Raw genomic sequence first — 25,197 nt, forward strand, 5'->3', positions numbered from 1 at the left:
GCCTAGCGCAGCATGTCGATGTGCATGATCCCGTCTTCGTCATAGGGCGCGGAGACGGTCTCGAAACCGAAGCTCTGATAAAAGGCTTCCAGGTATTGCTGGGCACCGATGCGGATGCGGTGGCCCGGGTGCAGCTGTTCGGCGTACTGGATGCCATGCGCCAGCAGCTCGCGCCCGGCGCCGCTGCCGCGCGCGTCGTTCGTGGTCAGCACCCGGCCGAGCGACATCTCCGCGTATTTCGCGCCCGGCGCCAGGCAGCGCAGGTAGGCCACCAGCACGCGCCGCCCGCCGATGTCGCGCCAGCCGAGCAGGTGGTAAGCGTCGAGGTCGTAGCCATCGATGTCGGGATACAGACAGGTCTGCTCCAGGATGAACACTTGCTGGCGCTGGGCCAGCACTTCGTACAGTTGCGCACCGGTCAGGTCCGCGAAACTGCACCATTGCCATTCGATCGAAGGGGTTGTTTGCATGGGATAGAGTTATTCGGCCGCTGTCTCGAAGCCTTCGAGCACGTTGACCGTGTTGATACCGACCTCCGCCACCGCATAACCGCCCTCGAACACGAAGGCGGTCGGCAAGCCGAGCCAGGCAATGCGCTCGCCGATGCGCAGGAAGTCGCTGCTTTGCAGGGTAAAGCCGGAGATCGGGTCGCCGGCATAGGCGTCGACGCCGAGCGAGACCACCAGCGCCTCGGGTGCGTAGGCGCCCAGCTTGAGGCAGGCCGTTTCCAGCGCCGCGAACCAGTGCGGGGCGCCCGCGCCGCGCGGCAGCGGCAGGTTCATGTTGTAGCCGATGCCCTCGCCGGCGCCGGTTTCGTCGGCGTGGCCGAGGTAGAACGGGTATTCGGTGCGCGGATCGCCGTGGATCGAGACGAACAGCACGTCGCTGCGCCCATAAAAAATGCTTTGGGTGCCGTTGCCGTGGTGGTAGTCGATGTCGAGGATGGCGACGCGTTTGATGCCGTCGTCGAGCAGGTGCTGGGCCGCCAGCGCGGCGTTGTTCAGGAAGCAGTAGCCGCCAAAGAAATCGGCACCGGCATGGTGGCCCGGCGGGCGGGTCAGGGCGAAGCTGCCGCGCTGGCCCAGGCGCAGCGCGTGCGCCGCATTGATGGCGCAGTCGGCGCCGGTCCTGGCCGCGTTCCAGGTGCCGGCCGTCAGCGGCGTGCCGCTGTCCATCGAGTACAGGCCCAGGCGCGCAGCGAAGTTGTCGGGCTCGACGTCGTCGCGCAGGGTACGGATCGGCCATACCGAGGGCAGCGCATCCTTGTTTGCGTTGGCCGGGTCGAGCGCCAGCCAGTCGCTCCAGGCACTGCGCAGGAAGTGCAGGTAGCGCGGCGTGTGGATGCGTTCTAGCGACACCAGCGGCGCGCGGTGCGGGGTGACGATCTCGCCCAGGTTGCGGCGCTGCAGTTCGGCCAGCACCAGGTCGGCCCGCTCGGGCTTTTCATGACAGGGCACCATCTCGCCGCGGAAGCATTCGAGCCGTCCGCGATGCTGGGCATGGTGTTCGTTATAAAAAGTGAGCAAAGGCGTCCCGTGGTGTGCTGAACTTAGCTTGCGTGGTTACCGCACAGTGTACTGCTGTTGTACGCAGCCACGAAATCGTCGAAGCCGACGTTATCCGCACCCTCGATGATGGCCTGTTCGGCCAGCGAAGCGGCCGCCTGTTCGGCAAAGGCCGCTTCCTCGGCCGGCATCAGCGGGCTTTCGCGGAACCAGGCCGCGTGCAGCTCGCTCTGGCGCAGGCCGAAGGCGGCGGCCGAACCGAGTGCGCGCACCTCTTCCAGCACGCGCGCGGACGGCGTTTTCGACGGATCGGCGACCTTCGCCTTTTGCTGGGCCAGCGCCGCTTCGTGCACGCCGGATTCGTTGTGCTCCTCGTCGAGCAGGCGCGCCAGCGGCCGGATGCGTTCGAGCAGCTCGTCGGCCCAGGTCTGCAGCAGGACTTCCTCGCCGTCGCGGGTCAGCGTCAGGCCCGGACGGCGGCCTTCCTTTACGGTGCGCGCGAAATTGCGGGCGTGGATCTGCCCTTCGGCCGCACTCAGCAGCGGGCTCTCGTCGAGCGCGCAGAACAGTAAAAAGGCGTCGAGGAAGCGGCCGGTCTCGATGGCGATGCCGATCGGCTCGAACGGGTCGACGTCGAGGCAGCGCACCTCGATGTACTGGACGCCGCGGTTGCACAGCGCCTGCACCGGGCGCTCGCCGGTACGGATGACGCGCTTCGGGCGGATCGTCGAATAGTATTCGTTCTCGATCTGCAGCACGTTGGTCGACAGCTGGATCCATTCGCCGTCCTTCTTGGTGCCGATCGCGGCATACGGCTCGTAAGGGCGGTTGACGGCGTCCATCAGGCTCGTTACATAGCTTTCCAGGCTGTTCTCGTGCGGGCGCAGGCCCGACTGGGCGTCGTTCTGGTAGCCCAGGTCGCTCATGCGCAGGCTGGTCGCATACGGCAGGTACAGGGTGTCCTCGGACAAGGTTTCGAGCTGGTGCGGGCGGCCGCGCAGGAAGCTGGTGGTCAGCGCCGGGGAGGCGCCGAACAGGTACATCAGCAGCCAGCTGTAGCGGCGGAAGTTGCGGATCGCGGCGATATAACTCTCGGACTGGAAGTCGCGCAGCGCATTGCGGCGCTCTTCGGGCACGCCTTCGTGCTCGCGTAATACCTGCCACAGCTGTTCTGGCAGCGAATAGTTGTAGTGGATGCCGGCGATGCACTGCATCGCCTTGCCGTAGCGCAGGGCCAGGCCGCGGCGGTACACGTGCTTGAGCATGCCGATGTTCGATTTGCCGTACCAGGCGATCTCGATGTCCTCTTCCGGCGGCAATTCGCCCGGCATCGATTCGCTCCACAGCATCTCGTCGCCCAGCTTGGCATAGGCGAAGCGGTGGATCGCATCGAGGCGGTGCAGGGCCAGGCCGATGTCGTGCTCGGCCGGCGTGATGAATTCGAGCAGCGCCTCGGCGTAGTCGGTCGTGATTTGCGGATGGGTCAGCGCCGAGCCGAGCTGGACCGGATGAGGCGTGCGCGCGAGCCGTCCCTGGCGGTCGATGCGCAGGGTTTCGCGTTCGATGCCGCGCAGGCCCTGGCCGAGCAGGCCGCGGTGCGCGTCGTCGTCCAGCAGGGCGAGGCGGCGGGTCAGTTGGTTCGACACGGGTGTTTCCTTTCTTATACTGCTCTATCAATTGGTGCAGAGAGTAACCGAAAATGCGGCGGCGCGTCGGCGGCCGGTCAATTTCCGCCGGGTTCGCCCAGGCCGCCCGGGACGCCGGACCCGGCCTCAGTCGAGCGCCGGGGAAAGGGGCTCGGCAACGTGGAGGACGGGCGCGGGCGGCAGCGCGATACCGCCTTCGCCCGGCACCTTGCCGGCGGCGGGCGGCTTGCCTGCGGGACTGGCCGGCGTCGCGGCCGGGGACGGAGCTCGCGTCGCTGCCGGTGCCACTGGTGCCGCAGCAGGCGGCTTGGCCGGTACCGGCGCGGATGGCTTGGCGGGCGCTGCGGAAGGGACAGGGGCCGCCTCCCTGGCCGGCGCCTTGTCCGCCGGGATGGCAGGAACAACGGCCGGTTTGCCGGGCGCGCCGTTGACCGTCCCGGCTGGCGCCGGCTCGGCGGGCGTGCCGTTTTTGTCGGTAGGCGGCGGCGCCAGTTGCGCCGCCAGCCAGCGCGCCATTTCGCGCTCGAGCAGCGGCAGCGGCAGCGCGCCGTTGCCCAGCAGCGCATCGTGGAAGCGGCGGGGGTCGAAGCGCGCGCCGAGCGCGTTCTGCGCCCGCTCGCGCAGCGCCTGCAGGCGCAATTGGCCGGCCTTGTAGCTCAGCGCCTGCGCCGGCTGGGCAATGTAGCGGTCGACCTCGATCTCGTTGTCGAGCGGGGCGTTGGCGGTGTGCGCGTTCAGGTAGTCGATCGCCTGGGCGCGCGACCAGCCGAGCGCGTGGATGCCGGTGTCGACCACCAGCCGCGCGGCGCGGAACATGTCGTCGTTCAGGTAGCCGAAGCGCGAAAACGGATCGCGGAACAAGCCCAGTTCCGGTCCCAGGCTCTCGGCATAGGTGGCCCAGCCTTCGCCAAAGGCGTCGTTCCAGTAGTGGCGGCGAAACGCCGGCAGCTCGCGCAGCGCCTTGGCGCGCGCCACTTGCAAGTGGTGCCCGGGCAGGGCTTCGTGCAGGGCCAGCGTTTCGACTTCCCACAGGGGCTGGGTGTCGAGGCGCTCGGTATTGACGACCAGCGCGGCGCTGCGCTGGGGCGTACCGGCTTCGTAATAGGCGGCCACCTGGCCGGCCGCGCCCGCCTGGCCGAGCCGCTTGACGCCGATCTCCTCGACCGGGATGGTGCCGAACAACTCCGGCAGGCGCAGGCTGGCGCGTTCGATGACGCGGCGGTAGCGGGCCAGCAGCGACTCGGCGTCGCGCGGGAACAGGCGCGGGTCGCTGCGCGCAAAGGCGAGAAATTGCGGCAGCGTGCCCCGGAAGCCCGTGCGCCGGATGGCCGCCGTCATCGCGGCGCGGATGCGCGCCACTTCCCGCAAGCCGAGCGCGTGCAGTTCGGCGGGCGTCAGCTCGGTGCCGGTGGCGTTGCGAGCGAGGAAAGCGTAGTAGCCGGCACCGCCCGGCAGGCCGGATGCACCCGGGGCTTCGCGCGCCGCCGGCAGGTACTCTGTGCGGACAAACTCTTCGAGCTTGCGCAGGGCCGGCGCGACTTCCTGCGCCAAGGCGGTCTCGCCGGCCTTGACCAGTTCCTCGCGCAATTTCTCTTCCAGCGTGGCAGGCATGCGCCGCAGCGGCGCCGCCAGCGGGCCCTCGGGCAGGCCTTTGCGCAGCGCGCGCAGCAGCTCGGGAACGGTACGTACGCTCGCCTTCGGCGCCGTCCAGCCGGTGCGCATGCCTTCGCGCATGGTCTCGATCAGGCCGTCGACGTGGGCCGGCAGCGCCTGCAGGCGCGCGATGTAGTTGCGGTAGTCTTCCTCGGTGGCGAAGGGCATCTGCGCCACCAGCCGCGGCAGGCGCACGTGCAGGCCGTCCCAGGCCGTCAGCGGCTGCGGGTCGAAGGGGTGGAAGGCAAGCAGGGCGAGCTCGCGCTCCTTGTCGAAGATGAACAGGTCGAGCGAGAGCCGCTCCTGCGGCTCCAGGGCCTCGCGGTCGACGGCGCGCGCTTCGGCCAGCATGGATTTTGCGCGCAGGCGCGCGGCACGGCCGGCGGCGGGAGAAACGTCCGACAGGCGGGCGTTATGGCGCCGGTCGCCGAGCGTGGTGGCGTATTCGGGGTCGGTCTGCAGCTGCCATTGCCAGTCGCGCTCGAACAGGGCCGCCGCCTGGCTGGGCACACCGCGGGCGTGGCCGTGCGAGAGGGCGGTGGCGAGGACGAGGAAGGCGAGTAGGCGTCGCATCGGAAAGGGGAGGTGGGCGAATGGGCATTGTAGCAATGCAGGCCGGAAGGCCGCGCACCGTGGCGGACAATCAAGCGCGCCGGCCGCCGCTCACCCGCTCGATCCCGCCCAGATCGCGCCAGCTTTGCACCTCCGTATAACCGGCAGCGGACAACAGTGTCCGCACGGCGGGCGCCTGGTCGTATCCATGTTCGAGCAGCAGCCAGCCGCCTGCCACCAGGTGCTGTGGCGCGCCGGCGACGATGGTGCGCAGTGCCGACAGGCCGTCGGCGTGGTCGGTCAGCGCCCCGGCCGGCTCGAAGCGCAGATCGCCCTGCGCCAGGTGGGCGTCGCCGGCCGCGATATACGGCGGGTTGGAGGCGATCAGGTCGAATTCTTCATTTTCCAGCGCAGTAAACCAGTCGCTGCGCAGGAAGCGCACGGCGGCATGGTTGGCGGCCGCATTCGCGCGCGCCATGGCGAGCGCGGCATCGCTGACGTCGAGCGCCGTCACCTGGGCATCGGGCCGCGTGTGGGCGATGGACACGGCGATGGCGCCGCTGCCGGTGCCCATGTCGAGCAGGCGTCCGCGTGGGGCAAGGCGTTCCAGCGCCAGTTCGACGATCAATTCGGTATCGGGGCGCGGGATCAGCACCGCCGGGCCGACCTGGAAGGGCAGGCCGAAGAATTCGCGCTGGCCGACGATGTAGGCGATCGGTTCGCCCTGCAGGCGCCGTTCGACCAGGGCCGCCAGGCGCGCCGCTTCCTCCGCGCTCAGCTGGCGCTCGGCGCCCGTGATCAGGCCGACCCGGGACAGGCCCAGCACATGGCAGAGCAGGATGCGGTTTTCCAGCGGCTCGAGCGGCAGGCCGGCCTGCAGCGCGCCGACCGTGGCGCCGGCGGCAATCTTCATCGCGCGCGGCGTCCCGTAACCAGCACCCAGACGAGCGCCAGCGTCAGCAGCACGAACCAGACGGCCGACCATTGCGGCACCGACAGGCCGAGCACCGTGTCGCCCGCGCTTTCGCACAGGCCTTCGGCGCGGAACATCCACGGCATCAGTTCGGCCGTCGGGATCTTGTTCAGGGTCGTTTCCATCGGATCGATACCGCAGGAAAAGCCGGGGTTGGCCAGCACATACAAATGCTTGCCGACCACGCCCAGCCCGCCCAGCCCCGCCAGCAGCGCGACAAGTGCGCCGGCGCGCAGCCTGTTCGAAAGCGCGCCGCCGAGGGCGGCAATACCGATGGCCAGGAACAGGTAGCGCTGGATCACGCACAGCGGGCAGGGCAGCATGTCTTTCGCATGCTGCAGGTACAGCGCCGCGCCGATCAGGGCGAAGCTGATGAAGGAAATGGCGAGAAGGGCGGAACGGGAACGTGGCATCTCGGTGGGGCTTTCGTGGTCGGGAAGGCAAAGGAACAAAGGGCGATTCTCGCATACCGCCCTGAAACGCACTTCGCTATTTTCACATTGGCAACTTATCGCAAGCTTAGCGCGGCCTTAATCGCCCAGTGCTGCCAGCAATTCCGCCTGGTGCTCGGCCGCCAGCGCATTCGTCAGGTCGGTCAAATCGCCGTCCATGATGAAATCGAGTTTATACAGCGTCAGGTTGATGCGGTGGTCGGTCAGGCGCCCCTGCGGGAAGTTGTAGGTGCGGATGCGCTCGCTGCGGTCGCCCGAGCCAATTAAACTCTTGCGGGTGGCCGCTTCTTTCGACTGCTGCTCGCGCAGCTGCACGTCCTTGATGCGCGCGGCCAGCACCTTCATCGCCTGCGCCTTGTTCTTGTGCTGGCTGCGGTCGTCCTGGCATTCGACCACGATCCCGGTCGGCAGGTGGGTGAGGCGCACGGCCGAATCGGTCTTGTTGATGTGCTGCCCGCCGGCGCCCGAGGCCCGGTAGGTGTCGATGCGCAGGTCGGCCGGGTTGATGTCGACGTCCTCGACCTCGTCGGCCTCGGGCATCACGGCAACCGTGCAGGCCGAGGTGTGGATGCGGCCTTGCGTTTCGGTGGCCGGCACGCGCTGCACGCGGTGCCCGCCCGACTCGAACTTCAGTTTCGAATACACGCCGTTGCCGATCACGCGCACGATGACTTCGCGGTAGCCGCCCAGGTCGGAGGCGGACTCGGACACCATCTCCACCTGCCAGCGGTTGCGCTCGGCGAAGCGCGTGTACATGCGCAGCAGATCGCCCGCGAACAGGGCCGATTCGTCGCCGCCGGTGCCGGCGCGGATCTCGAGGAAAATGTTGCGCTCGTCGTTTTCGTCTTTCGGGAGCAGCATCTTCTGCAGGTCGAGGTCGAGCGCGGCCAGGCGCGCCTTGGCCGATTCGATCTCGTCCTGGGCGAACTCCTTCATGTCCGGGTCGGCCAGCATCTCCTGGGCGGCGGCGATGTCGCCGTTCGCGTCCTGGTACTGGCGGTACAGCGCCACCAATGGGCTCAGTTCCGCATGCTCGCGCGTCATCTTGCGGTACTGGTCCATGTTGGCGGTGGCGCCTTCATGGGTCAGCAGTTCGTCGAGTTCGACCAGGCGGTTCGCCAGTTGGTCCAGCTTGGCCAGCATCGATGGTTTCATAGGCTCAGGCAATCAAGTGATCAGGAAGGCGCGGGGGCGCCGGGACGCGCCGGCATGGAGCGGCGCAATGCAGGATAAAAAACGCTAACGGCGGCCGCGGAACAGCTGCGGCAGGAGGCTGGCCAGGCGCGCGCGCTCGTCGCCCTGGGCGCGGTGCAGCGCCTGCTGCGGGCCGTGCAGGAATTTCGCGGTCAGACCCTTCGACAGCGCCTCCAGCACCGCCTCGGCATCCTCTCCCCGGGCCAGCAGGCGCCGTGCGCGCTCGAGTTCGGCCAGGCGCAAGGCCTCGCTCGACTCGTGCAGCTCCTGGATCACCGGCACCACGGCGCGGTCGCCGATCCAGTCCATGAAGGACTGGACGCGGTTGTCGATGATGGCTTCGGCCTGGGCCACGGCGGCCTGGCGGCTCTCCATGCCGGTCTGCACCACCTGCGCCAGGTCGTCGACGGTGTACAGGAAGACGTCGTCGAGGCGGCCGACTTCGGGTTCGATGTCGCGCGGCACGGCAAGATCGGCCATGAAGATCGGGCGGTGGCGGCGCGCCTTGATGGCGCGTTCGACCAGCCCGAGGCCGATCAGCGGCAGGGTGGAGGCCGTGCAGGAGACGACGATGTCGAAATTTGCCAGCTGCGCGGGCAGGTCGGCCAGGCGCATCGCGCGGCCGTTCAGGCGCGCGGCGAGCGATTCGCCGCGCTCCATGGTGCGGTTGGCGATGGTGATCGATTTCGGATTGTGCGCCGCGAAGTGGGCCGCGCACAGTTCGATCATTTCGCCGGCGCCGATGAAGAGCACGTGCTGGTCGGCGATGCGGTCGAAAATGCGCTGCGACAGGCGCACCGCGGCGGCGGCCATCGAGACGCTGTTGGCGCCGATCGCCGTGGTGCTGCGCACTTCCTTGGCGACGGCGAAGCTGCGCTGGAACAGCTGGTGCAAATAGGTGCCGAGGCCGCCAGCCTGTTCGGCGGTGCGCACCGCGTCCTTCATTTGCCCGAGGATCTGCGGCTCGCCCAGCACCATCGAATCGAGGCCGGAAGCGACGCGGAAGGCATGGCGCACGGCATCGCCCTGCGGCAGCATGTACAGGTGCGGGCGCAGTTCGGCGAAATTAAGGGCGTGGTAGTGGGCCAGGAACTGGGCCGAGGCGTCGAGCGGCTCGGGCACGCTGCTCGCGGCATACAGTTCGGTGCGGTTGCAGGTGGAGAGGATGGCCGCTTCGTCGTTGGCGCGGTAGTCGCGGCCGCCGAAACGGCCGAACCATTCGCGCGCCGAGCCCACCGCGCGCCCGAGCTGCTCGGGGCCGAGCGCCAGCTGCTCGCGCAGCGAGACCGGTGCGGTCGTGTGGTTCAGGCCAACGGCAAGCAGTTGCATTCTTGGGGGAACAGGAGGGCGGCGTATGCACCCATTATACCCTCATGTGTGCAGGGCGTTGGGGGCACGGGGTGCCCCCAACGAGGGGCTGCCAACCCTTCTTGTTACATCGCGCCCAGCTTTTCCAGGCGGTAGCCGTAGCTGTACACCGGCACCAGGCGGAAGCCGTTTTCCGGACGCAGGCTGAGCTTGTTGCGCACGCGCGAGACGTGGGTGTCCATGGTGCGCGAGGGGACGGCCGTTTCGCGTACCCAGACCGCCTCGTGGATATAGGCGCGCGACAGCGGGCGGCCGATGTTCCGGAAGAACAGCAGGGCCAGGTAAAACTCTTTCTGGGTGACGTCGATGACGCTGCCGTCCTTCAGCAGGCGGCCCGGGCGCGTCTCGAAGACGTAGGGGCCGAACTGCAGCTGTTCGGTGCCGGCCTGGGTCGGATAGGCGCGGCGCAGCAGGGCCGAGACGCGCGCCACCAGCTCGCCGCGGCGCAGCGGCTTGACGACGTAGTCGTCGGCGCCGGCCAGCATGCCGGCCACGATGTCATCCTCGGCCGAGCCGCCGACGAGGAACATCGCCGGCGCGTCGGGCGCCATCTTTTCCTTCGCGCGGCGCAGGATGTCGGCGGCCTCGAGGTCGCCTGCGGGCCAGTCCATGATCAGGAGATCGGTGCTGTCCTTGCGCATCTGCGCCAGCATTTCCTTCCCGTTATCGAAGAATTGGCAGCTGTGGCCAGCCGCACTGAGTACCTGGCAGATCAGTTCTGCTTGACTACGGTCGTTATCGAGGACGGCTATTCTCATGGAGGGCACGCAATTGTTAAAGTCTCACTGTAGGAGTGCTCCTACAACGTTAAACCGACTATAACAGACTTTCACAAAATAATGCTACTCGTAAACTTCTGTTTTTGATCGAAAGTGCGCGCCTGCGGCGGGTTCCAAAAGTTTTTGATATCGCCTAGCCCTGCAATTGCTCAATTTCGACAGTTCATCTTGTAGGAATGGAGCTTGCGCCAATGCGGCTGAAATGCAACATTCACGACAAAAAAACAACATTATTTGATAACGAATATGCGTATTGGGTCGGGCCGTGCCTGCTGCAGGGCAGCGATGGACAGCCGGGAGATGCGCCGACGGCGCCTGCGGGAGAGAAAAAGCGGAGAAGGGGTACAGCTGAGGACAGCGAAAATGACAACGGCAGTGCCCAGCACTGCCGTTGTAGAGGATGCCTGCGGGGGCAGGCGCCGGATCAGGCGTCCGGCAGCACCACGTTGACGTCGAGCACTTCCAGGTTGCCCTGGCGGTCGAGCGAAATCTTGATGTCGTCCGCGTTGACCTTGGTGTACTTCGAGATCACTTCGATCAGTTCGCGGTGCAGCGCAGGCAGGAAGTCGGGGCCGGTACGGTTGGTGCGCTCGCGGGCGATGATGATCTGCAGCCGTTCCTTGGCCGCGTTCGCGCTCTTCTTCTTTTCGGGGAACAGGAATGAGAGCAGGGCCATATCACTTGTTCCCGAAAATGCGCTTCAATAAGCCCGGCTTCTCGTAGCTGGTGAAGCGCAGCGGACGCTCTTCGCCGAGGAAGCGGGCGACCACGTCCTCGTAGGCTTCGGCCACGTCGGTCCCCTTGAAATGGATCGCCGGGTTGCCCTGGTTCGAGGCGTGCAGCACCGATTCCGATTCCGGAATGATGCCGATCAGCGGGATGCGCAGGATTTCCTGCACGTCCTGGTACGACAGCATTTCGTCGTTTTCGACGCGCTTCGGAGAATAACGGGTGATCAGCAGGTGTTCCTTGACCGGCTCGCCGCCGCTCTGGGCGCGGCGCGACTTTGCCTGGATGATGCCGAGGATGCGGTCGGAATCGCGCACCGAGGACACTTCCGGGTTGGTCACGATCAGCGCTTCGTCGGCGAAGGTCAGCGCCATCAGGGCGCCGTGCTCGATGCCGGCCGGGGAGTCGCAGATGATGAACTCGAAGCCCATCTTGACCAGCTCGTTGAGCACGCGCTCGACGCCGTCTTCCGACAGCGCATCCTTGTCGCGCGTCTGCGAGGCCGGCAGGATGAACAGGTTGTCGCAGTGCTTGTCCTTGATCAGGGCCTGGTTCAGCGTCGCTTCGCCATTGATCACGTTGACGAGGTCGTACACCACGCGGCGTTCGCAGCCCATGATCAGGTCGAGGTTACGCAGGCCGACGTCGAAGTCCAGCACGGCGGTCTTGTGGCCGCGCAGGGCCAGGCCGGTGGAGAAGCTCGCGCTCGAGGTGGTTTTGCCCACGCCGCCCTTGCCGGACGTCACAACAATAATTCTTGCCACAAAAATGTCCTTTACAGTATCTGGTGAGTAGCTGGCTCAGTGCCTCATCACACGCGGGTCGGAACCGAAGTCAGCGATGATATATCGATCCGGTCGCCAACCAGGCGAATTTGTGCCGGCTGGCGTGCCAGCTCGGCCGGGAAGCCGTCGTCGAAGGTGCGGTAGACGCCGGCGATCGACACCAGTTCGGGCTGCAGCGACAGGCCGAAAATGCGCGACTCGGCATTGCCCGAGGCGCCCGCCAGCGCGCGCCCGTGCATCGGCGCATACACGTGGATGCTGCCGTCGGCAATGATCTCGGCGCCATTGTTCACGACCGCCGTGATGATCAGGTCGCAGCCGCGCGCATACACGCGCTGGCCGGCGCGCACCGGGGTGTCGACGATCAGGGCCGGAACCGGGGCGGACGCGGCCGGCGCCGGCGGGGGCGCGGCCGGTGCCGCTGCAGGTGCAGGTGCCGCCGCTGGGGCGATCGTCACCGCCGCGCTGGCAGCGGTGGCTGCCGCCACGTCTTCGCGGGCGCGCTCGGCGCCAGCGGCGCCGTCGTCGAGCGCCAGGCCGAGGGCTTTCACCGCATCGGCCATCTCCGGCGTCGCGCCGCGCACGGCGACCGCGTTCAGGCGATATTTCTTGAGCAGGTCGACCAGCGCGCGCCAGTCGATATAGGCGGTGTCGGCGGCGATGGCGCCGACATCGATCACCGCGAATTCATCTTCGAAAAAGTCCGAGGTGCCGCCGGTCATCTGCTTGAGCGCCGCATCGATCGCGATCGGGTCGCTGGAATGCAGGATTGCCGAGATGGCGACGACCGTGGAGATCTTGATTTCGATGGGTAACGAAGACGGGCTTTTCGACATAAACGGTTCAGGTTGGATTAGCCCGTGCATTCTACTGTGAAATTTGCTGAAATGGGCAGCAGTTCCCAATCATTCCTAAGGGCAATAACAGGCCGGTTTCGTTCCGTATTTTGCCCGTCATTGGCTGTTTGAAAACCCTTCGTCAACCCCGTGGAGATACGGGTTGTTTTCTGTGAATAAGCTGATAAGATTGACTTCGCTCAAACGTAAACGTAGGCGCGAAACCTAACATTCGAGGTTTCCGCCAGGCCGAATCGGCAGCCTGCGCCTTACCCAGGTGCACACTTCTATCGCCATTGCGCGTACGAGCAGTATTGTTGCCCTCAATCCTGGCTCAGCCAGATACCGGAGAGAAGAATGGAAGACGTCGTCATCGTAGCCGCAGGCCGCACCGCGGTCGGCAAATTCGGCGGGTCGCTCGCCAAGGTTCCTGCCGCCGAGCTCGGCGCGCAAGTGATCCGCCAGCTGCTCGCGCAAACCGGCATCGACCCAGCCACCGTCAGCGAAGTCATCATGGGCCAGGTGCTCACCGCCGGCGCCGGCCAAAACCCGGCGCGCCAGGCCGTCATCAAGGCCGGGCTGCCCGAAATGGTGCCCGCGTATACCATCAACAAGGTCTGCGGCAGCGGCCTGAAGGCCACCCACCTCGCCACCCAGGCGATCCGTTGCGGCGACGCCAGCATCGTCATCGCCGGCGGCCAGGAAAACATGAGTGCCTCGCCGCACGTGCTGCCGAATTCGCGCGACGGTTTCCGCATGGGCGACACCAAGCTGGTCGACACCATGATCGTCGACGGCCTGTGGGACGTGTACAACCAGTACCACATGGGCGTCACCGCCGAGAACGTCGCCCGCAAGTACGACATCTCGCGCGCCGAGCAGGACGAGTTCGCGCTGCAGTCGCAACTGAAGGCCGAGGCTGCCGTGAAGGAAGGCCGGTTCAAGGACGAGATCATCCCGGTCGAGATCGCCTCGAAAAAGGGCACGGTCGTGTTCGATACCGACGAATACCCGAAGCTGGGCAGCACCATCGAAGCGCTGGCCAGCCTGCGTCCCGCCTTCAACAAGGAAGGCAGCGTCACCGCGGGTAACGCCTCCGGCCTGAACGACGGCGCCGCCGCCGTAATCATGATGAGCGCCTCGAAGGCACGCGAACTGGGCCTGACCCCGCTGGCGCGCATCAAGGCCTACGCCTCCTCGGGCCTGGACCCGACCATCATGGGCATGGGCCCGGTTTCGGCTTCGCGCCTGTGCCTGCAAAAGGCCGGCTGGACCCACGACCAGGTCGACCTGATGGAAATTAACGAGGCATTCGCCGCCCAGGCCGTGGCCGTCAACAAGGAAATGGGCTGGGATACCTCGAAGATCAACGTCAACGGCGGCGCGATCGCCCTCGGCCACCCGATCGGCGCCTCCGGCGCCCGCGTGCTGGTGACCCTGCTGCACGAAATGAAACGCCGGGACGCCAAGCGCGGCCTCGCCAGCCTGTGCATCGGCGGCGGCATGGGCGTGGCGCTGGCGGTCGAACGCGATTAAAAGCAGTTACATAAAAGCTCTTTCTACGTACGTTTCAGGGCCTTGAGAAACCGTAGCGAGCGGAAGGAGTGCTGGCCGAATCCCCAAGGGGGCATGCTCGCTGTACATCCGTATAGCGAGCTATCGCCTTGGCGATGCAGGCCGGCAATCCGACGCGCAGTAGGTTTATCAAGGCCCCACCACAAAAACAGGAGAAGACAATGGCACGAGTAGCATTAGTGACGGGCGGCATGGGCGGCCTGGGCGAAGCGGTTTGCATCAAGCTGGCGGCACTCGGATACACCGTCGTCACCACCCACTCGCCGGGCAACACCAAGGCCGAGGGCTGGCTGGCCTCGATGCGCGAACAGGGTTTCAATTTCAAGGCGTATCCGTGCGACGTGGCCGACTACGATTCGGCGCAGGCCTGCGTCAAACAGGTCGAGCAGGAAGTCGGCCCGGTCGACGTGCTGGTGAACAACGCCGGCATCACGCGCGACATGACGTTCAAGAAGATGGACAAGGTCAACTGGGACGCGGTCATCAAGACCAACCTGGATTCGGTCTTCAACATGACGAAACCCGTCTGCGACGGCATGGTCGAGCGCGGCTGGGGCCGCATCATCAACATCTCGTCCGTCAACGGCCAGAAGGGCGCCTTCGGCCAGACCAACTACTCGGCGGCGAAGGCCGGCATGCACGGTTTCACGAAAGCGCTGGCGCTGGAAGTGGCGCGCAAGGGCGTGACCGTGAACACCATCTCGCCGGGCTACATCGGCACCAAGATGGTGATGGACATCCCGAGCGAAGTGTTGGAAAGCAAGATCATCCCGCAAATCCCGATGGGCCGCCTCGGCAAGCCGGAAGAAGTCGCCGGCCTGGTCGCCTACCTGTCCTCGGACGAGGCAGCCTTCGTGACCGGCGCCAACATCGCCATCAACGGCGGCCAGCACATGTCCTGATTGATCGCCCAAACGCGACCGGAAAGCACTGCCTCGGCAGTGCTTTTTTTTTCGCGCCGCATCGCCAGCCTCGGCGCACGCGAATGGAAGAGGAGTGTTGCGCTACCCCTTGCGGCGTTTTTTTGTATCCTGATTTCCCGTGCACTGGCTTGCCTTGATCATGACGACCGACTCCCCGAACGACACCGCAGTCATTTCCCTTCCCAAGCAATTGCGCTACGAGCATTTCGTGCGGCGCGTGGCCGCCACCCGCGAGGTTTGGGGCCTGTACCGCGACGGCTGGGCCATCGGCAAGACCGATGACGGCGCCCTGGTCTTCCCGATGTGGCCGAGCGCCGAGCTGGCGCAGCAGTGCGCGGTGCTCGAATGGACGGGGTACGAACCGCTGGCCTTCGCGCTCGACGAGCTGCTCGGCGAACTGCTGGGGCAGCTGGAGAGCGACGGCATCCTGCCCGGCATTACCTATACCCCGGACGAATACGGCCTCACGCCCTCGCACGAGCAGCTGCGCGCCGATGTCCGGGCACGCCTGGCGCAGGCGGGCGCAGGCACCCAATACTGAGCGGAGCACCGACGACCCATGCATACCCTCCCGCACGACGGCCTGTCCCTGGCCTTCCTCGATGAACAGATCCTGCAGCCCGGCGTCAAGGGCTTGCCGATCACGGAACCGCTGCGCCAGGGCGCGATCGGCGTGCAGGGGTGGAACGTGCTGCACGCCGACACCAGCTTCCCGGTCGCGGTACTGAAAACCTCCAGCCTGCTGCACAACCTCGACTGGATGCGGCGCTTTTGCGAGCGCTATCACGTCACGCTGGCGCCGCACGGCAAGACCACGATGAGCCCGCAGCTTTTCGGCGCCCAGCTGGCCTCGGGCGCCTGGGGCATCACGCTGGCCACCGCAACGCAAGTGCAGGTCGCGCACCGGGTCGGCGTGCGCCGCGTGCTGCTGGCGAACCAGTTGATCGCTCCCGCCGACATCAGGGCCGTGCTGGCGCTGCTGCGCGGCGACCCCGATTTCGAATGCGTCGTGCTGGCCGATTCGCTGGCCGGGGTGGCGCGCCTGGCGCACGCCGTCGCCTTATTCCCTCTGGCGCGGCCGCTGCCGGTGCTGGTCGAGCTCGGCCTGGCCGGCAAGCGCGCCGGCTGCCGCACGCCGGAGGAGGCGATCACGGTGGCGCGCGCCATCGCCGGGGCGCCGGGCCTGCTGCTGGCCGGCTTCGAAGGTTACGAGGGGCTGCTGGTGTCAAACGACCGCGCCGCCGACCTGGCGGCGGTCGACGCCTTTCTTGCACAACTGGTGGCGCTGGTGCGCAGCGCCGACGACGAAGGCCTGTTCACGGGTGCCGAGATCCTGCTGTCGGCCGGCGGCTCCTCGTATTTCGACCTGGTGGCGCGCGGCCTGGGCCAGGTCGCGGGATTGTCGCGCCCGGTGCGGGCGGTGCTGCGCAGCGGCTGCTATCTGACCAGCGACCACGGCACCTACCACCGCCTGATCGGCGAACTCGACGACCGCGAAGGCGAGGACGATGGATTGCGCCCGGCACTGGAAGTCTGGGCGATGGTGCAGTCGCGCCCGGAGCCGACGCTGGCGATCCTGACCATGGGCAAGCGCGACGCCTCCTACGACGCCGACCTGCCGCTGCCGCTGCTGTACCACCGGCCCGGTCCCGGCGTGCCGCACCGGCTGCCGCCCGGCTGCGAGATCGTCAAGCTGAACGACCAGCACGCCTACCTGCGCCTGCCCGACGGGCACCCCCTGTGCAGCGAACTGGCCGTGGGCGACCTGGTCGGCTGCGGCATCTCCCATCCGTGCACCACCTTCGACAAGTGGCCGCTGCTGCTGGCGGTGGACGACGACTACCACGTGCGCGGGGCGCTCAACACCTGCTTCTGAAACGGGCTTGCAGGCCTGCCTTGACGCCGGCTTCTGAAAGCGCGGGGCGGTAGGCTACAATCCTTGCTCGATCTTCAAAAAGAGCAAGAGAGCCGCCATGCCTGCCACTCCGCCGTCGCTGTTCCCGCCGATTCAGCCCATCCGCCACGGCATGCTCGCCGTCGACGAGCTGCACACGATCTACTGGGAGGAAGTGGGCAACCCGAACGGCATCCCGGTGGTGTTCCTGCACGGCGGGCCGGGCGCCGGCCTGTCGCCCCAGCACCGGCGCTTCTTCGACCCGCAGGCCTACCGCATCATCCTGTTCGACCAGCGCGGCGCCGGCAAGTCGACCCCGCTCGGCGAGTGGCGCAACAACACGACCCAGCTCCTGATCGAGGACATCGAACGCCTGCGCACGATGTTCGACATCGAGCGCTGGCTCGTGTTCGGCGGCTCCTGGGGCTCGACGCTGGCGCTGGCCTACGGCCAGGCCCACCCCGAACGCTGCCTCGGCTTCGTGCTGCGCGGGATATTCCTGTGCACGCCGGCCGAAGTCGACTGGTTCCTGCACGGCGTCCAGTGGTTCTATCCCGAACTGTACGAGGAATTCATCGCCCCCATTCCTCATGCCGAACGCGGCGACCTGCTGCAGGCCTACACCCGCCGCCTGCTGTGCGACGATCCCGACGTGTTCTGGCCGGCGGCGCGCGCCTGGAGCCGCTTCGAGGGCCGCCGCGTATTCCTGCTGCCGCAGGACGAGGAGCAGCCGTCCGACACGCTCGACCTGGGCGTGGGCCGGCTCGAAGCCCACTACATGGCGAACGGCGCCTTCCTGTCCGACGACCAGCTGGTGCGCAACATCGGGCGCATCGCGCACCTGCCCGCCGTCATCGTGCAGGGCCGCTACGACGTGATCTGCCCGCCCCTGTCCGCGCACCGCCTGCACGCGGCTTGGCCGGGAGCGAAGATGCGCATGGTGCCGGACGCCGGCCATGGCGCGCTCGAACTGGGCATCGCACGCGCGCTGGTCGGCGCGACGGAAAGTTTTAAACGCCATCGCCGTTTCGATTGAGGCTACGCAGGAAGACCGGGCTGCTAAACTACGCCTGACACCTCTACAACGCCCAACCACGTGTTTTCATGAATATCCAGATTAGCGACATCGGCCACATGATCCAGCTGGCGATCGCCCCCGTGTTCCTGCTCACGGGCGTGGCGACCAAGCTGACGGTGCTGACCAATCGCCTGGCGCGCATCATCGACCGCACCCGCGTGCTGGAAGACCGCCTGCGCATCGCCGCCAACGACGAGTACACCGACGAACTCGAAGTGCTGTACACCCGCTCGCACCTGATCAACTACGCCATCACCTCGAGCACCGCCTGCGGCTTCCTGGTCTGCCTGGTGATCGCGATGCTGTTCCTGGGCGACAGCGCCAACATCAAGCTCGACCAGTACATCGCCGCCTCCTTCGTGCTGGCGATGTTCGGCCTGATCTTCAGCTTCGTCTTTTTCCTGCGCGAGATTTTCATCTCCTCGCGCTTCATGCGCATCCGCCACGACGCCAGCCTGGCGCCGGGCGAGCGCCGCAATTAACTACAGAAACCGGCTATCCCATGCAAGACTACCAGCGCCCTCCCACCCTGCACCTGTACGGCATGCGCGACGAGCTCGAACAGGCGCTGACCGCCGGGCAGTTCCGGCTCACTCCCAGCAACGGTTTCCTCACCCTCTCGTTCTCTAGCGCCTGGAGCAAGAACCTGTTCGACGTGCTGGGACCTGCCGACTGCTGCCTCGTGATCCACAACACCGAATTGTTCGGCGAGCGCCTGCACCGCGCCGTGCAGCGCGCGCTGCCGAACTGGGCCGGCATCGACGGCGCCGTCGAATACGGCCGCCGCTCGCCGCTGGGCGCCGCCTTTACCCAAACCGGCGCCCAGGCCCAGGAACAGGAGTGGCGCTTCGCCTGGCGCTCGATGTCGCCAGGCGCCAGCCTCAATCCGGTGACCGTGCGCATCGGCAGCATCGAGCAGTTCGCGGAGTTGCGCGCACCGGAAAGCCATTTGGTGTAAGCGGACGCGTAGGGTGGGCACGGGGTGCCCACCCTACGCGTCACTTCCACTTTTAGAACCACTGCTCCACCGATTCACGGCGTATTTCCACCATAATGCCGTGATGACCACCACCGCCTACCCCCACCTGCTGGCCCCCCTCGACCTGGGTTTCACGACGCTGAAAAACCGTGTGATCATGGGTTCGATGCACACCGGGCTCGAAGACCGCTTTTATAACTACGGCAAGCTGGCCGCCTTCTACCGTGAGCGCGCGGCCGGCGGCGTCGGGCTGATCGTCACCGGCGGCATTTCCCCGAACCGGCAGGGCTGGCTGCTGCCGCTGGGGGGCACCCTGAACATGCTGGGCGACGTGCCGAACCACCGCCGCGTCACGCGCGCGGTGCACGAGGAGGGCGGCAAGATCCTGATGCAGATCCTGCATGCGGGCCGCTACGGCTATCAGCCCTTCGTCGTCTCGGCGTCCGCCGTGAAATCGCCGATCTCCAAATTCAAGCCGAAGGCGCTCGACGAACGCGGTATCGAGTCGACCATCCGTGCCTACGTGCGCTGCGCGAAGCTGGCGAAGCTGGCCGGCTACGACGGCGTCGAGGTGATGGGCAGCGAGGGTTACCTGCTGAACCAGTTCCTGTGCGCGCGCGTCAACAAGCGCACCGACCGCTGGGGCGGCACGATCGAGAACCGCATGCGCCTCGCCATCGAGGTGGTGCGCCGCATCCGCGCGGCCGTCGGCCGGGACTTCATCATCATGTACCGCCATTCCGTGCTCGACCTCGTCGAAGGCGGCAATACCTGGGACGAAGTGGTGGCCGTGGCGCGCGCCCTGGAAGCGGCCGGCGTGACCATCCTGAACACGGGCTACGGCTGGCACGAGGCGCGCGTGCCGACCATCGTCACCTCCGTGCCGCGCGCGGCCTTTACCAGCGTGGCCGGGCGGCTCAGGCGCGAAGTCGGGATTCCGGTGGTGGCTTCGAACCGCATCAACATGCCGCTCGATGCGGAAACCGTGCTCGCGCGCGGCGACGCCGACCTGGTGTCGATGGCGCGCCCCTTCCTCGCCGACCCGGCTTTCGTGGCCAAGGCCGCCAGCGGGCGGGCCGACGAAATCAACACCTGCATCGGCTGCAACCAGGCCTGCCTCGACCACACCTTCGCCAACAAGCGCGCCAGCTGCCTGGTCAACCCGCGCGCCTGCCACGAGACCGAACTGGTCTACCGGAAGACACACAAGCCGCGCCGCATCGCCGTGGTCGGCGCCGGTCCCGCCGGGCTGTCGGCCGCCACCGTCGCCGCCGAACGGGGCCATGCGGTGACGCTGTTCGAAGCGTCAAACCAGGTCGGCGGCCAGTTCAAGGTCGCCATGCAAATCCCGGGCAAGGAGGAATTCGCCGAGACCATCCGGTATTTCGCGCGCAAGCTGGAAACGACCGGGGTCGACGTGCAGCTGAACCGGCGCGTCACGCGCGAGGAATTGCTGGCCGGCGGCTTCGACGACGTCATCGTCGCCACCGGCGTGCAGGTGCGCATGCCTTCCATTCCCGGCATCGCGCATCCGAAGGTGCTGTCCTATCTCGACGTCCTGCGCGACAAGGCGCCGGTCGGCAAGCGGGTGGCGATCATCGGCGCCGGCGGCATCGGCTTCGATACCGGCGAGTTCTTATTGCACGATCCCGAACACCCGCTGCCGCAGCCGGTATCGACCTGGACGGCGGAGTGGGGCGTCGACCTGGCCGCGACGGTCGAGGGCGGGCTGGTCAAGCCGGCAGCAATCCAGCCCTACCGCCAGCTCTACCTGTTGCAGAGAAAGACCACCCGGCCGGGCGCCGGTCTCGGTAAAACCTCGGGCTGGGTGCACCGCGCAGCCTTGATGCGCGGCGGCGTGCAGATGATGGCGGGCGTGCAGTACGAGCGCATCGACGACGCAGGCCTGCACATCACGGTCGGCGGCGAGGCGCGGGTACTGGAGGTGGACAACGTCGTGGTCTGCGCCGGGCAGGAAAGCCTGGACGAGCTGACGATCGCCGCGGCGACCGGGGAAACGGGCGGCCCGGCTTTCCATAAAATCGGCGGCGCCGTGCTGGCCGCCGAGCTGGACGCCAAGCGCGCGATCAGGGAGGGCGCCGAGCTGGCGGCGCGTCTGTAAAACCTGATCAGTAATTCAGGCGTACGAAGATGTTGCGGTGGTACTCGTTAATGTAGCGCAGCAGGAAATACTGGAAATACAGGATCGAGAAGATTTCCAGGGTTTCCTCGACGGTGACCAGCACCATGAAGGTGAAGTCGCGCACGCCATTGGTCTGCGCCACGTGGTAGCCCTGGACCGTCTCGAAGCCCATGGCGGCCAGCACGAAGGCTGCGCCTGCCAGTGCGAAATTGATCGTATATACCTTCTTCAGGCGCAGCAGGAAGGGCACGAAATACACGGCCAGCACGACCAGGATCGCCGCCACCGGTACGGTCCAGGCCACCGACAGCAGCGGCACCGCTTCGAAGCCGGAGCCCGACACGGCCTTGACGGCAGTGGCCAGGATATGGCGCAGGTCGGCGAACTCGTCGACGGACATGAACAGGAAACCCGCCGCCAGGATGCGCCAGGCATGGCCCTGGCTCTTGCCCTGGCTGTTTTCGCCCGCCAGCCGCGCAATCGTGAACAGCAAAACCGAGGTCAGCAGCAGGTTGAGCGACGAAAAATAGGTGGGGGCATTGTGCTCTTCGTAGAAATCGAAGAGCGGCACCAGCCCGAAGGCGATATCGTTGCCCGCATAGTATTTCAATGCCATGGCACCGCAATGGGCCAGCACCAGCAGCAGGGCAAGTTTGACGAGTTTGCGGTGAATGCGGAACATGTCCGCCGGACCGACGACGAGCTGACGTGTTTCGGCACGCAGCGCCTGGTTTTCCATGATCTCCGCCATGACAATGTCCCCTCAAAATATTGTTGATATTGAACGGGATATTATCAGGAACTGTTTATATTATTTTAACTTTTACGCAACAGTGTGTTAAATCATCAAAAATTTACAGGACACAAATATCGGAGCATTGTGTACTTCTAAAAAAAATTTCCGGCGTACATCATAGGATGAACGCCGGAAAAAATAACCGCTCACGAATTTGCTGCGAAAAGTTTTATAACAGAAATGTTACTTCTTCCGTACAACGACGCAGCCGATCGAGTAACCGGCGCCGAAGGAGCAGATGACGCCGTGTGCGCCTGGCGGCAGGTCGTCCTGGTAGCTGTGGAAGGCGATGATCGAGCCGGCCGACGAGGTATTGGCATAGCTGTCGAGGATCACCGGCGCTTCGTTCGGCTCGGCGTCGCGCCCGAGCAGGGTGCGCGCGATCAGCAGGTTCATGTTCAGGTTGGCCTGGTGCAGCCAGTAGCGCGACACCTGCGGGATCTGCAGCCCGGCGCGTTCCACGGTCGTGCGGATCATCTCGGCGGCCATCGGGCACACTTCCTTGAATACCTTACGGCCCTGCTGGCGGAACAGCTTGTCTTCCTTGCCCACGCCCGACTCGTCGAAGCGGTTCATGAAGCCGAAGTTGTTGCGGATGTTGTTCGAGAAGCTGGTCTTCAGTTTCGATTCGAGGATCTCGAACTGGTGCTCGCCGACGGCGGTGTCGGCCGCTTCGATGACCATCGCCGTGCAGGCGTCGCCGAAGATGAAATGGCTGTCGCGGTCGCGGAAGTTCAGGTGGGCGCTGGTGATTTCCGGATTCAGCACCAGCACGGCGCGCGCCTGGCCGGTCTGCACCGCCGCCATCGCGGTCTGGATGCCGAAGGTGGCCGAGGAGCAGGCCACGTTCATGTCGAAACCGTAGCCGTCGATGCCGAGCGCGTCCTGCACCTCGACCGCCATCGCCGGGTAGGGGCGCTGCATGTTCGAAGCCGCCACCAGCACCATGTCGATGTCGGCGACGACGCGGCCGGCGCGCGCCAGCGCGTCCTTCGCAGCGGCGACGCACATCTCCGCCTGCAGCGACAGCTCGTCGTCGCGGCGCTCGGCGATGCGCGAGGTCATGCGGGCCGGATCGAGGATGCCTTCCTTTTCCATCACGTAGCGCGACTTGATGCCGGAGGCTTTTTCGATAAAGGCGCTGCTCGACGGCTCGAGGGCGGTGACGGTGCCCGCGGCGATCGCCTCGGCGTGCTCGGCGTTATGCAGCTCGACATAGGCATTGAACGCCGTCACCAGCTCGTCGTTCGAGATGGAATACGGAGGCGTAAACAGGCCGGTGCCGCTGATGACGACAGGTTTCATGTTGGGGACTTTCAAAGGAGATGACGGGGGATTTCCCGGTGAATGACGGCGATTCTACACAATCGGTTGGAGCCTGGGAATTGTCGGGGAGACCATTCCCAGCCCCGCGTTTCCAGGTTTTGATCTTATTGGCGGCGCGCCAGCTTCTCGTCGGTTTGACGCTTCGACAGCTGGATCGGTTCGCCCTTCAGGTGCCTGAGCGCCTGCGCCAGTTGAAAGTCGCCTGCGCTGCCGTAGTCGAGCGGCTTGCTGTCGCGTGCCGCGTCGAGCAGGGCCATTTGCTCTTCGATGTCGTCCGGCCGCGTCTTCTTTTCCTGGGCGTCGTCGCCCAATAAATGGTGCTGCAGGTCGGCCTCGCGCAGGCGCAGGGCGTTCAGGCCGTCGTTCTCGGCGTTCTCGTCGACCGCGAAATCGGGCACGATGCCGCGCGCCTGGATCGAACGGCCCTTCGGGGTGTAATAGCGCGCGGTGGTGAGCTTGACGGCGGCGTCGCGCCCGATCGGGCGGATCGTCTGCACCGAGCCTTTACCAAAGGTCTGGCTGCCGACAACGACCGCGCGCCGGTGGTCCTGCAGCGCGCCGGCGACGATTTCCGAGGCCGAAGCCGAACCGGTATTGACCAGCACCACCAGCGGCAGCGACTTGAACAGGGGCGGCACGGCCAGCAGCGGATCGGGCCCGCTGCGCAGCATGTAGTGCTCGGGCCGGCCGTAGTAGCGCCCGCGCATCTCGGGCAGCTGGCCATTGGTGGAAACGATTTCCACGCCCTCGGGCAGGAAGGCGGCGGCGACGCCGATCGCGCCCTGCAGCAATCCGCCGGGGTCGTTGCGCAGGTCGAGCACGAGCCCTTTCAAATGCGGTTCCTTGCGCGCCAGTTCGGCCAGTTTATTGGCCATGTCGTCCACGGTCGGCTCCTGGAACTGGGCGATGCGCAGCCAGCCGTAGCCGGGTTCGACGATCCTGGCCTTGACGCTTTTCTGGACGATTTCCTGGCGCTCGACGGTCAGCACCAGCGGCTGCGGCGCATTTGCGCGCGCGATGGTGAGCGTGACGCGGGTGCCGGGCAGGCCGCGCATGCGCTTGACCGCTTCCTCGAGGCCGAGCCCGCGCACGTCGAGCCCGTCGATGCGGGTGATCAGGTCGCCCGCCTGGATGCCGGCGCGTTCGGCCGGCGAATCTTCCATCGGCGTGACGATTTCCACGTAGCCCTCGTCGCTCTCCCCGATCTCGATGCCGAGTCCCACGAATTTGCCTTCGGTGCCCTCGCGCAGCTCGCGGTAGGCGGCCGGGTCGAGGTAGGCCGAGTGCGGGTCGAGCGAGTCGACCATGCCGCTGATGGCGTCGGTCAGGAGCTTGCCGCCTTCGACCGGCTCGACGTAGTCGGACTGGATGATGTCGACCACCTTCGCCAGTTGCTGCAACTGGTCGAGGGGCATGCTCGGCTCGACCGGTTTGTAGGCGAGCGCGGAAAACTGCATGGTGACGGCGACGCCGGCGACGACGCCGACGGCAAGCAGGCCGGTATTCTTGAGAGTGGAGGCCATAGAGTTCGAATCGCGGCGGGGGGAGCCGCCTGGGCACGCATGAGATAGCGCGCGTCCAGTATAAACCCGAATCGGGCAGGCTCGTGCCGGCGCTGCCGCAAACCGGCGCGAGATTGCAAGAGCGCCTAACAAAACCTCCATGCCTGCGTTGCAGCGTCTTGCCGTACATGTGTACTGTCTTCGACGCTGCGCCTTGCCTGAAGGTTTTCTTAGACGCTCTACAGGTGTAAAGCGGTTTGTGCTTCCCGTAAGTAATTGTAAGAGTCGGTACGGCGGCGCGGGGCCGACCCTATAGTCGATTCCAGGTTTTCTCTCTCCACTCCTCAGCAGTGGTTTCGCCCGCGGCCCCCTCCGCGGGCCTTTTTTTACCGCGCCGCCGCCGACTGATTTTTGCAACATACCCTCTCGACGGATGAGGCCGGATCGTGCATGCTTGCAGGATGCCTGCACGCCGTGCCTTACACGATCCGTCCTGTAATGACAAGTGT

23 protein-coding genes are annotated in these 25,197 nt (G+C 65.9%); 8 read left to right on the top strand and 15 right to left on the bottom strand.

What is annotated here, in order from left to right; translation table 11 throughout:
• Window positions 1–2: 2 nt before the first annotated feature.
• From ACWCIA_RS05300 to minC, 12 genes are all read right to left on the bottom strand, one after another.
• Window positions 3–470, bottom strand: coding sequence for a GNAT family N-acetyltransferase (locus ACWCIA_RS05300; RefSeq protein WP_454161546.1), 468 nt, complete (start codon window positions 468–470; stop codon window positions 3–5).
• A gap of 9 nt (window positions 471–479) precedes the next feature.
• A complete protein-coding gene (locus ACWCIA_RS05305) occupies window positions 480–1,526 on the bottom strand; it encodes a histone deacetylase family protein (RefSeq protein WP_454161547.1) in 1,047 nt (348 codons plus the stop codon).
• A gap of 23 nt (window positions 1,527–1,549) precedes the next feature.
• The gene (gene gshA, locus ACWCIA_RS05310; protein ID WP_454161548.1) at window positions 1,550–3,151 is read right to left on the bottom strand and encodes a glutamate--cysteine ligase; all 1,602 of its coding nucleotides are present in this window, start codon (window positions 3,149–3,151) and stop codon (window positions 1,550–1,552) included.
• A 126-nt stretch (window positions 3,152–3,277) separates the two neighbouring features.
• On the bottom strand, window positions 3,278–5,377 hold the full coding sequence (locus tag ACWCIA_RS05315) for a DUF885 domain-containing protein (protein ID WP_454161549.1): 2,100 nt from the start codon (window positions 5,375–5,377) through the stop codon (window positions 3,278–3,280).
• A gap of 70 nt (window positions 5,378–5,447) precedes the next feature.
• Window positions 5,448–6,269: a peptide chain release factor N(5)-glutamine methyltransferase gene (gene prmC / locus ACWCIA_RS05320; protein ID WP_454161550.1), complete on the bottom strand. Its 822-nt coding sequence runs from the start codon at window positions 6,267–6,269 to the stop codon at window positions 5,448–5,450.
• Window positions 6,266–6,742, bottom strand: a complete 477-nt coding sequence (locus ACWCIA_RS05325; protein WP_454161551.1) for a disulfide bond formation protein B — start codon at window positions 6,740–6,742, stop codon at window positions 6,266–6,268. Before ACWCIA_RS05325 ends, prmC begins: the two co-directional genes overlap by 4 nt.
• A gap of 117 nt (window positions 6,743–6,859) precedes the next feature.
• Complete coding sequence (gene prfA / locus ACWCIA_RS05330) at window positions 6,860–7,936, bottom strand: peptide chain release factor 1 (protein ID WP_454161552.1); 1,077 nt, start codon at window positions 7,934–7,936, stop codon at window positions 6,860–6,862.
• A gap of 84 nt (window positions 7,937–8,020) precedes the next feature.
• Window positions 8,021–9,304: a glutamyl-tRNA reductase gene (gene hemA / locus ACWCIA_RS05335; RefSeq protein WP_454161553.1), complete on the bottom strand. Its 1,284-nt coding sequence runs from the start codon at window positions 9,302–9,304 to the stop codon at window positions 8,021–8,023.
• 104 nt (window positions 9,305–9,408) lie between these two features.
• The gene (locus tag ACWCIA_RS05340) at window positions 9,409–10,101 is read right to left on the bottom strand and encodes a response regulator transcription factor (protein WP_454161554.1); all 693 of its coding nucleotides are present in this window, start codon (window positions 10,099–10,101) and stop codon (window positions 9,409–9,411) included.
• A gap of 445 nt (window positions 10,102–10,546) precedes the next feature.
• Entirely contained in the window at window positions 10,547–10,798 is a 252-nt protein-coding gene (gene minE, locus ACWCIA_RS05345) for a cell division topological specificity factor MinE (protein WP_056340553.1), read from the bottom strand.
• Window position 10,799: 1 nt separating this feature from the next.
• Entirely contained in the window at window positions 10,800–11,615 is an 816-nt protein-coding gene (minD, locus tag ACWCIA_RS05350) for a septum site-determining protein MinD (RefSeq protein ID WP_454161555.1), read from the bottom strand.
• Window positions 11,616–11,662: 47 nt separating this feature from the next.
• The gene (minC, locus tag ACWCIA_RS05355; RefSeq protein WP_454161556.1) at window positions 11,663–12,472 is read right to left on the bottom strand and encodes a septum site-determining protein MinC; all 810 of its coding nucleotides are present in this window, start codon (window positions 12,470–12,472) and stop codon (window positions 11,663–11,665) included.
• A gap of 357 nt (window positions 12,473–12,829) precedes the next feature.
• On the opposite strand from minC, the gene ACWCIA_RS05360 reads away from it, so the two are divergent.
• The 8 genes from ACWCIA_RS05360 (at window position 12,830) to ACWCIA_RS05395 (ending at window position 21,043) form a co-directional block, all read left to right on the top strand.
• Window positions 12,830–14,008: an acetyl-CoA C-acetyltransferase gene (locus ACWCIA_RS05360; RefSeq protein WP_454161557.1), complete on the top strand. Its 1,179-nt coding sequence runs from the start codon at window positions 12,830–12,832 to the stop codon at window positions 14,006–14,008.
• A gap of 200 nt (window positions 14,009–14,208) precedes the next feature.
• Window positions 14,209–14,949, top strand: a complete 741-nt coding sequence (gene phbB / locus ACWCIA_RS05365) for an acetoacetyl-CoA reductase (protein WP_454161558.1) — start codon at window positions 14,209–14,211, stop codon at window positions 14,947–14,949.
• 160 nt (window positions 14,950–15,109) lie between these two features.
• Complete coding sequence (locus ACWCIA_RS05370; RefSeq protein ID WP_454161559.1) at window positions 15,110–15,511, top strand: DUF2750 domain-containing protein; 402 nt, start codon at window positions 15,110–15,112, stop codon at window positions 15,509–15,511.
• A gap of 18 nt (window positions 15,512–15,529) precedes the next feature.
• Window positions 15,530–16,846, top strand: a complete 1,317-nt coding sequence (locus ACWCIA_RS05375) for an amino acid deaminase (RefSeq protein WP_454161560.1) — start codon at window positions 15,530–15,532, stop codon at window positions 16,844–16,846.
• A 97-nt stretch (window positions 16,847–16,943) separates the two neighbouring features.
• A complete protein-coding gene (pip, locus tag ACWCIA_RS05380) occupies window positions 16,944–17,900 on the top strand; it encodes a prolyl aminopeptidase (protein ID WP_454161561.1) in 957 nt (318 codons plus the stop codon).
• A gap of 68 nt (window positions 17,901–17,968) precedes the next feature.
• Window positions 17,969–18,424 (top strand): DUF2721 domain-containing protein, encoded by a 456-nt coding sequence (locus tag ACWCIA_RS05385; RefSeq protein WP_454161562.1) that lies wholly within the window; start codon window positions 17,969–17,971, stop codon window positions 18,422–18,424.
• A 20-nt stretch (window positions 18,425–18,444) separates the two neighbouring features.
• Window positions 18,445–18,900, top strand: a complete 456-nt coding sequence (locus ACWCIA_RS05390) for a hypothetical protein (RefSeq protein ID WP_454161563.1) — start codon at window positions 18,445–18,447, stop codon at window positions 18,898–18,900.
• A 103-nt stretch (window positions 18,901–19,003) separates the two neighbouring features.
• The gene (locus tag ACWCIA_RS05395; RefSeq protein ID WP_454161564.1) at window positions 19,004–21,043 is read left to right on the top strand and encodes an oxidoreductase; all 2,040 of its coding nucleotides are present in this window, start codon (window positions 19,004–19,006) and stop codon (window positions 21,041–21,043) included.
• A 7-nt stretch (window positions 21,044–21,050) separates the two neighbouring features.
• Here ACWCIA_RS05395 and ACWCIA_RS05400 read toward each other — a convergent pair whose 3' ends face one another.
• The 3 genes from ACWCIA_RS05400 to ACWCIA_RS05410 all read right to left on the bottom strand — a co-directional run bounded on the left by ACWCIA_RS05400 (window position 21,051) and on the right by ACWCIA_RS05410 (window position 24,709).
• On the bottom strand, window positions 21,051–21,815 hold the full coding sequence (locus ACWCIA_RS05400; protein ID WP_454161565.1) for a hypothetical protein: 765 nt from the start codon (window positions 21,813–21,815) through the stop codon (window positions 21,051–21,053).
• 228 nt (window positions 21,816–22,043) lie between these two features.
• On the bottom strand, window positions 22,044–23,165 hold the full coding sequence (locus tag ACWCIA_RS05405) for a beta-ketoacyl-ACP synthase III (protein ID WP_454161566.1): 1,122 nt from the start codon (window positions 23,163–23,165) through the stop codon (window positions 22,044–22,046).
• A gap of 125 nt (window positions 23,166–23,290) precedes the next feature.
• On the bottom strand, window positions 23,291–24,709 hold the full coding sequence (locus ACWCIA_RS05410; protein WP_454161567.1) for a S41 family peptidase: 1,419 nt from the start codon (window positions 24,707–24,709) through the stop codon (window positions 23,291–23,293).
• Window positions 24,710–25,197: the final 488 nt, after the last annotated feature.

The sequence above is a fragment of the Massilia sp. SYSU DXS3249 genome (assembly GCF_053668055.1).